The organism is Methanolacinia paynteri, from assembly GCF_000784355.1.
Lineage (GTDB): Archaea > Halobacteriota > Methanomicrobia > Methanomicrobiales > Methanomicrobiaceae > Methanolacinia > Methanolacinia paynteri.
In genome coordinates this window covers 1-1,061 of the sequence record NZ_KN360945.1, presented here as the reverse complement: position 1 = coordinate 1,061, position 1,061 = coordinate 1, and the positions used below count along the sequence as shown (strand labels likewise).

1 pseudogene is annotated in these 1,061 nt (G+C 55.8%); it reads left to right on the top strand.

What is annotated here, in order from left to right:
* A pseudogene (locus METPAY_RS15585) lies at positions 1-1,061 on the top strand (DEAD/DEAH box helicase); the annotation flags it as partial.

The window sequence follows — 1,061 nt, the reverse complement described above, 5'->3', positions numbered from 1 at the left end:
CGCAGCTTGAATATCACAGGATGATCCGCCGCGATGCGGGAACAGTCATACGAACCGGGCGGTGCAGGAAGTACATGTACTCGAACCTTTCGATGATCCACGACGAGAAGAAGGTGAAGATATTGGATATCCTGACCCGCCGGATCGTCGGTACCCTCGACGAGTCGTTTGTCATAAGCTGGATTCATACCGGTGCGGTCTTCGTTACCAAGGGGCAGTTGTGGCAGGTTCTCGCGATCGAGGACGGGATGGTGAAGGTCGAACCTGCGGTGAAGATGAGAGGCGAACTGCCGTCATGGGAGGGTGAGCAGATCCCGGTTCCCTACGCCGTTGCGCAGGAGAGCGGCAGCATCCGCCGGAAGAGGAAGCTCGGCAAGTATGATGCGGACAAGGTTTCGGAGAATTTCATCCTTCAGTTCCTCGACGGAATGGATCACGCCAGATCACCGGTGGCATCCGACCGGCTGATGACGATCGAACACTACGATGAAGGGGTGGTGATAAATCTCTGCGGGGGGCACAAGGCGAACGAAGCCCTTGGGCGGTTGATATCAATCCTGCTCAGCGCGAGATTCGGGACGACGGTAGGGGTCGAGATCGGTGCATACAGGATACTGCTGAGGCTCCCGAGGGAAATAGGTGCGGTGGATGTTCTTGAAACGATAAACTCGATCGATCCCGATCACATCCGCGGACTTCTCGAGATCGCCCTCAAGAGAACTGCCATATTCAGGTGGAAGGTGGTTCAGATCGCCAAGAAATTCGGTGCGATCGATGCGGATGCTGACTACGAGAAGTTCAGTATGCACAAACTGATCGATCTCTTCGAAGGGACAGCGATACAGGAGGAGGCGTTCAGGGAGCTCTTCTCCGATTACATGGACGTGGCATGTGCCGAGCTGATCGTAAAGAGGTTAGTGGCCGGCGATATCGATATCCAGATCGCTCCGCTCTCCGCCCTTGGCCGCGAGGGGCTCACGTCGTCGAGGGACATGATCCCTCCTCCTGCTACGGACAAGGCCGTAATCAATGCCGTAAAAAGGAGGATCGAGAACGACAAT